The sequence below is a fragment of the Methylobacterium oxalidis genome, from assembly GCF_007992195.1.
In the GTDB taxonomy this organism is placed as follows: Bacteria; Pseudomonadota; Alphaproteobacteria; order Rhizobiales; family Beijerinckiaceae; genus Methylobacterium; species Methylobacterium oxalidis.
In genome coordinates this window covers 77,197-83,612 of sequence record NZ_BJZU01000063.1, presented here as the reverse complement: position 1 = coordinate 83,612, position 6,416 = coordinate 77,197, and the positions used below count along the sequence as shown (strand labels likewise).

Genomic DNA, 6,416 nt, shown 5'->3' with positions numbered 1-6,416 from the left:
GGGGCCTGCGATGAAGTAGGTCTGCGCTCCCGTGCCCGTGGTGCGCTTGCCCGGCACCGCGAAGACGTTTGTCCAGGCGCTGAGCATCGGCATGAGGAAGTAGCGTCCGCCCTCCTCCGGGATGCTGAGGAGGTAGGGCTCGCGCCCGACGTCCAGGAAGGCGCTGGAGTAGAGCGTGTCGGCGTTGGGGGCGGTGACGGCGCGGAACTTCGCGTCCGGGTACTCGCGCAGGTTGGCGAACTGGCCCATCGGGGCGTTCTTGCCCTCGGGCGCGGCCACGTTGGTGAGGACGCGCCGGGTCATCTCCATGGTGACGAGCGGGTAGCCGTAGATGTAGGCGTCCACGGCCATCTCCAGGGGATCCGCCGCCGCGTTGTTGCCGATGAGCGGTGCGTCCTGGATCGTGCTCTGAGCCCGGGCGTAGGTCAGGCCCGGGCCGGCGAAGGGCAGCGTGGCGGCGCCCGCGGCGAAGATCCGTCTGGTGACATCCATGACCGCCTCCTGGAGGTCGCCAGCTCAGGCAGGGCGCCTCGGAAAAATCGCTCTCCGCCTGTGACGTGATCTGGATGTTGGGCCCCGCCGCGGTCTGGGTTCGCGGCCGGATCGGCTTCGCTCACCGTCAGCTCGATAGGGGCCCACCTTGAGATCCACACCGGGTCGTGGCGCGCGGCAGCATACCCAAGCTGAGCAAGGCAGCTTGATCCAATGGGACAGCGGTCCGGGTTCGACCTCGAAGCGCACCGGATGTCTGACGTTTCAAGCCCTATTGGACCATTGCTCGCGAGAGCGTGGCCAGGAACGAGCCTGGCCGAACGGAAACGACCGTTTTGCTCAGTGTCCCGCCCGAAGGCCGCCGTTTCACCTTCGGCCATCATCGGCCGTCCGAAGCCAGAACGCTGAGCTGACCGGAAGCGGACGTTCCTGAGGTACGCCCCAGCGCAATCGAAACATTCATTTCCTTCATTTCAAGCCGAACTGCTCAATTTTATTCACAGGCTACAGTAACCGCACAAGTCATGTTTATAGACGAAATCAGACACAGCGATCATCTTACCTGAGGTGCTGCGCCTTGGAGTCAAATGATGGATTTTAAGATCGACCCTGTACCTGGAAGCCGCTGTCTTCATCCGCTCGCTTGGAAGCTGCAGGTGCCACTGAATTTTCCCAAAATCGTTCGGAGAGCTGCGATGGCCGAGTCTGCAGAAACAGGAAAGCGCGTGACGGCGAGCGAATTCTGCCGCCGGGCCATCCTCAATCGAGTGGCACAAACGCCCGAGCCCAGTGGGTTCTAGGAACTGGGGGCATTGAAGTGGTCATTCAATTTCTTCAAACAGACGCTCCGAGATGAAGTCCGCCCGAACTCCTCGCTGGCCAGCTTGCTATCAACCGAGCAAACAGAAGGATCTTTCATTCAGGCTCCTCGGAGGCGACGCGCTCCACCAGCCTGAATTGCGACGCTGACGAAAAGCTGATCGGTGGCGCGCTCAAGGGCGCCACAGTTTTAGCCGAGGCCCGCGTAGTTGCAGTGAACCTCCCCACCCAACGCCCCTGTCGCCGCCCTCAGCTCTGAGTGGTTGGACGAGAAGTACCGCGAGTTGATGGCTGGCATTCTCGGATCTGGGCTGCCGCAACGCCTCCCGGATAGCGGCCAGCGTCGAGCATGCGGATGGTCTGACCCGCACAGCTCTGCCGGCAGTGTCATCCTCTGATTGGAAAGTGTTTTGAGCGTACGTCGGACCGGCCCGATTGAACCGACCTGACTCTATCCAAGTGAGGAGGAGGTCGCTCGCTTCGTAGTAGGACCGGCTCGTGCCCGGACGTGGCCGAGCCTCGCCGTGGTGCTTGAGCGCAGCGGCTTTCCTAAGGTCGATGTCATGATGGGCGGCCGATATTGGCCCGCCGTGAAAGCCTTCCTCGACCGTCGCCATCACGTCAGCGAGCATGCCTCGCCCCGGCCGATTCGCCGGAGAGAGGAGGGTACTGATGCCGAGAGAGCACGACCTATACGCGCCTGGTCTTAAGCGTATGAAGCGCCACAATGGGCGCATCGATCTTTACTGGGTTGCTGACGAGAAGCTCGTCGCAAAGGGCTACCTACCGAAAACGGTGCGCTTGTTCGGCGGATGGCCGTCGGAAGAAATAGCCGCGCGCTGCGCTATCCTGCACGCTGAGATGCTAGAATGGGCCTCAGGGCACGAGCCGGCCCGGAACGCCGCCCCGCCCGGCACGCTGGCTTGGATCTGCCGCGCGTTCGAGACGGACGAGGATTCGCCGTTTCACGAGAAGCGCCAAGACACCCGGACCTTCTACAGCAAGTACATCGGGAAGCTCGTCGACAAGGCCGGCGATCACCTCCTCGCCGAAATCATCGGGCGCGACGTGCGGCGCTGGCACAAGGACTGGAGCGCGGAGATCGGTGAGCGCAGCGCTTACGCCTGCATCCAGACTCTGCGCCGCGTCGTGAACTACGGGTGCGAGCTGCGCGACCCTGACGCCATTGAGCTCGCCGCGGTGCTTGCCAAGACCGAGTTCCGGATGCCGAAGGCCCGGAAGCGCCGGCCCACCTACGAGCAGATCGTCGCGCTGCGGGCCGCGGCTCATGCCGCCGGCCGACCGAGTGTCGCGCTCGCCGTTACGTTCCAGTTCGAGCTTGGGCTGCGGCAGAAGGATGTCATCGGCGAATGGAGCCGTCTCTCCGAGGAGGAAAGGGCGCTTATCGAGGGCGCGATCACCGATGGCGCCTGGGTGTGGCACTGGGGTCTCACCTGGAATCACATCGACGCATCGCTGCTCCTGCAGAAGCCGACCTCGAAGTCGAACGGGAACGAGGTGGCGGAGCACGACCTGCGCCTGCACCCGGACGTACTAGCCGAACTGCCGCCGCGTGGCGTCGGCCCTATCGTCGTCGATGAGCGCTCAGGCAAGCCGTGGAAGCGGTCCCACTTCTCGCACACGTTCCGGAAGATCGCCCGCGCGGCCGGCTGGCCGGACGAGGTCTGGAACATGGACAGCCGGGCAGGGGCGGTGTCGGAGGCCTTCGAAGCGGGCGCGGAGCCGGCTGATGTGATGCGCGCGGCGACGCACACGCAGATGGCAACGACGATGATCTACAACCGGGGAGGGGTGGTGCAGTCGAGCCGCGTGGCCGAGTTGCGGGCGGCTCGCCGGAAGGGCCGCGGGGAGGGCTGAAAACGCCTCCAGAACACCCGCGGTAACAAGCACGGTAACACGCCTCGACTGTTAGTCGAAGAACGGGCGCTAAGTGCCTGAAAAGGTTTGGCTCCCCGAGTAGGACTCGAACCTACGACAAAGCGATTAACAGTCGCTTGCTCTACCAACTGAGCTATCGGGGATCGCGGCGGTGTCTCTACACAGCCCGGATGGCGGGCGCAAGAGTGCCGGCGCGGGTTGTTTGACGATTCCGTCACGAAAAGGGTCGGGAGGGGTGGTCGGTGCTCCGGCGCGAGAATCACCGTTGCCCAGCGCACCGACCCTCTGCTAGACACCGCCACTCCCCGGGGCGGGCGCCCGGTCCGGGGCGCGCTGCCCGCATGCGGGAGAGGCGCAGGACGGCCTCGTGGCGGAGTGGTTACGCAGAGGACTGCAAATCCTTGCACCCCGGTTCGATTCCGGGCGAGGCCTCCACCTTTTTCCCATCCCCGCCGGTGTCCCTTGAACGCACGGGGCGGGCGGGGCCCAGGCCGGGCAACGGACCTTGCCTTTTCGCGGCCGATCCTTGAAAAGCCGCCCACCTTGAGCGCCGGACCCGGCCCGCGACGACGGGCGGTCCTGTGCACCGGGGCACGCAGCGAGGGAAGACGGCCACCATGCTCGACTACGCGCAGGCACGACGCCTCATGGTCGATTGTCAGCTGCGAACCTTCGATGTGAACGACATCGCCGTTCTCGACGCCTTCGACACCGTGCCGCGCGAGCGCTTCGTGCCGCAGGGCCGCGAGGACTTCGCCTACATCGACCAGACTCTGCGCCTCGGCGGCGCGGACGGAGATACGCGCTTCCTGCCGGCCCCGATGGTCCTCGCCCGCATGATCCAAGTGCTCGCGATCCGGCCGGGGGCCCGCGTCCTCGACGTCGGCACCGGCTACGGCTACGCCGCCGCCCTGATGAGCCGGCTCGGCGCGCAGGTCGTGGCGCTGGAGGCGGTGCCGGACCTCGCCGCGGCAGCGCGCGAGCGGCTCGCGGGCACGGCCGAGGTCGTGGAGGGACCTCTGGCCGCCGGATCGCCCGATCACGGCCCCTACGAGGCGATCCTCATCGGCGGCCGCGTCGAGGTGCGGCCGCAGGCCCTGCTCGAGCAGCTCAAGGATGGCGGCCGGCTCGCCTGCGTGATGGGCCGCGAGCGTGCCGCGAAGGCGACCATGTTCGTTCGCGCGGGCGACGCCTTCGGCTCCCGCCCGCTGTTCGACGCGTCGCTGCCGGCCCTCACCGCCTTCGCCGCCGAGGCCGGCTTCACCTTCTGACACCCCAGAGCGCCTCGGCCCGCAGGCGGACGGGGCGCGACGGCCGGCAGTACGGACTCCGCGCCCGCACAGCGCCTCCATGTAAAGTTGTATCTTGGCGGAGGGCGGGGCCTTGATCCCGCCCGTCCAGCCTGCGTACGTGGCCGGACCCTCGGCGCGTCCGAGGGACGCCGCCGCCCGCGCCGCGCCCTAGGGGGAAAGCGTGGATAAGCATCGCAGCCGCTCCGCAGCACCTCGGGCAAGTGTCGCTTTTATGCGCCACCTGACCGCGATTCCGACGCGGAGGCCGCCTCGCCACTGGGCCCGGGTGCTCAAGCTCGGCTAAAGTTGCATCAGGGCGGACTTGACCGGATCGCGCGTAACACCGCGCGGCGGCCGTCACGGGACGGAGATCCGGTTCTTTCGAGAAACCGCAAGGGCTGACCGACGTGAGAGAACGCAAACCTGCGACGCGCCCCGCGCTCTGCCTGGCCGGCCTGACGGTCGCGGCAGGCCTTGCGGCCGCGACCCCGGCCGCAGCCGAGACGCTGGAGAGCGCGCTCGCGCGGGCCTACGGCGGAAACCCCGTGCTCAACGCCGGCCGCGCCGGCGTGCGCGTGCGGGACGAGGACGTCGCCCAGGCCCAGGCCGGCTACAGGCCGACCGTCAGCATCGACGCCGATATTGGCGTGTCGCGATTCGAAGGCCAGCTCGGCGGCGGCACGATCCGCCAGACGACCCTGCCCGGCGGCGCCGGCCTCACCGTCAACCAGACCCTCTTCAACGGCTTTCAGACCGATAACCGGACCCGCGGCGCCGAATCGCGGGTGTTTCAGGAGCGCGAGACCCTGCGCTTCACCGAGCTGTCGACGCTGTTCAACGCCGCTCAGGCGTACATGAACGTGCTCAGCGACACCGCGAGCCTTGAGCTGCGGCGCAACAACGTCGAGGTGCTCGAGGAGCAGCTTCGCCAGACCCGCGACCGCTTCAACGTCGGCGAGGTCACCCGCACCGACGTCGCCCAGGCCGAGGCCCGCCTCGCGGGCGCCCGCTCGGACGTCAGCGCCGCCGAGGCGCAGCTGCGCGCCAGCATCGGCATCTACCGGCAGGTGATCGGCGTCGAGCCGCGCCAGCTCGCGCCCGGCCGTCCCCTCGACCGCTTCGTGCCGGCGAGCCTCAACACCGCGATCGACATCGGTCTCAAGGAGCATCCGCAGATCCTGTCGGCCATGCACGCCGTCGATTTCGCGGAGGCGCAGGTCAAGGTCGCGGAGGGCATCCTCTACCCGCAGGTCGCCCTGCAGGGCGCGGTCAATCAGCGCTACGACCAGCAGCTCGCCGGCTCGAACGGCGTCACCGCCGCCATCGTCGGCCGCGTCTCGATCCCGATCTTCCAGGGCGGCGCGGAGTACTCGGCCATCCGCCAAGCCAAGGAGACGGTCGGCCAGGCCCGCATCCAGGTCGAGCAGGTGCGCGACCAGATCCGCTCCGCCATCGTCTCGGCCTGGGGCCAGCTCGAGGCGGCCAAGGCCCGGGTCATCGCCTCACAGGCGCAGGTCCAGGCCAACGAGGTCGCGCTGAACGGCGTGCGCGAGGAGGCCCGCGTCGGCCAGCGCACCACCCTCGACGTGCTGAACGCGCAGCAGGAACTGCTCAACGCCCGCGTGAACCTGATCCTGGCCCAGCGCGACCGCGTGATCTTCTCCTACGGCGTCGTCCAGGCGGTCGGCCGCCTCACCGCGCGCTTCATCTCGCTGCCCGTGTCCGCCTACAGCGCCAAGACCCACTTCGATCAGGTCAAGGATCTCTGGTACGGCGTGGGTACGCCCGACGGCCGCTGAACCGCCTCCGGGCAAGGATCGGCGCGGGCGAGGATGCACGTTGGCGAGGATTTACGTTGGACTGTGTCGCGGACACGCTTGCCGCGGCGGACGAGCGTGAAATACTGCCTCTCAC

General features: G+C 67.2%; 4 protein-coding genes and 2 tRNA genes. 4 read left to right on the top strand and 2 right to left on the bottom strand.

Features of this window, described 5'->3' with window-relative positions:
- A partial coding sequence (locus tag MOX02_RS15820) for a DUF1254 domain-containing protein (RefSeq protein WP_147026750.1) occupies positions 1-492 on the bottom strand: 492 nt, incomplete at its 3' end.
- A gap of 1,491 nt (positions 493-1,983) precedes the next feature.
- Between MOX02_RS15820 and MOX02_RS15810 the strand changes: the two genes are divergently transcribed.
- On the top strand, positions 1,984-3,189 hold the full coding sequence (locus MOX02_RS15810; RefSeq protein ID WP_244948441.1) for a site-specific integrase: 1,206 nt from the start codon (positions 1,984-1,986) through the stop codon (positions 3,187-3,189).
- A gap of 88 nt (positions 3,190-3,277) precedes the next feature.
- Here the strand turns inward: MOX02_RS15810 and MOX02_RS15805 are convergent.
- Positions 3,278-3,353: transfer RNA gene (locus MOX02_RS15805), tRNA-Asn, on the bottom strand.
- A 218-nt stretch (positions 3,354-3,571) separates the two neighbouring features.
- Here MOX02_RS15805 and MOX02_RS15800 point away from each other — a divergent pair.
- From MOX02_RS15800 to MOX02_RS15790, 3 genes are all read left to right on the top strand, one after another.
- Positions 3,572-3,645, top strand: a tRNA-Cys gene (locus MOX02_RS15800).
- Positions 3,646-3,827: 182 nt separating this feature from the next.
- Positions 3,828-4,481, top strand: coding sequence for a protein-L-isoaspartate O-methyltransferase family protein (locus MOX02_RS15795; protein ID WP_147026749.1), 654 nt, complete (start codon positions 3,828-3,830; stop codon positions 4,479-4,481).
- A gap of 419 nt (positions 4,482-4,900) precedes the next feature.
- Entirely contained in the window at positions 4,901-6,301 is a 1,401-nt protein-coding gene (locus tag MOX02_RS15790) for a TolC family outer membrane protein (protein ID WP_238179156.1), read from the top strand.
- Positions 6,302-6,416: the final 115 nt, after the last annotated feature.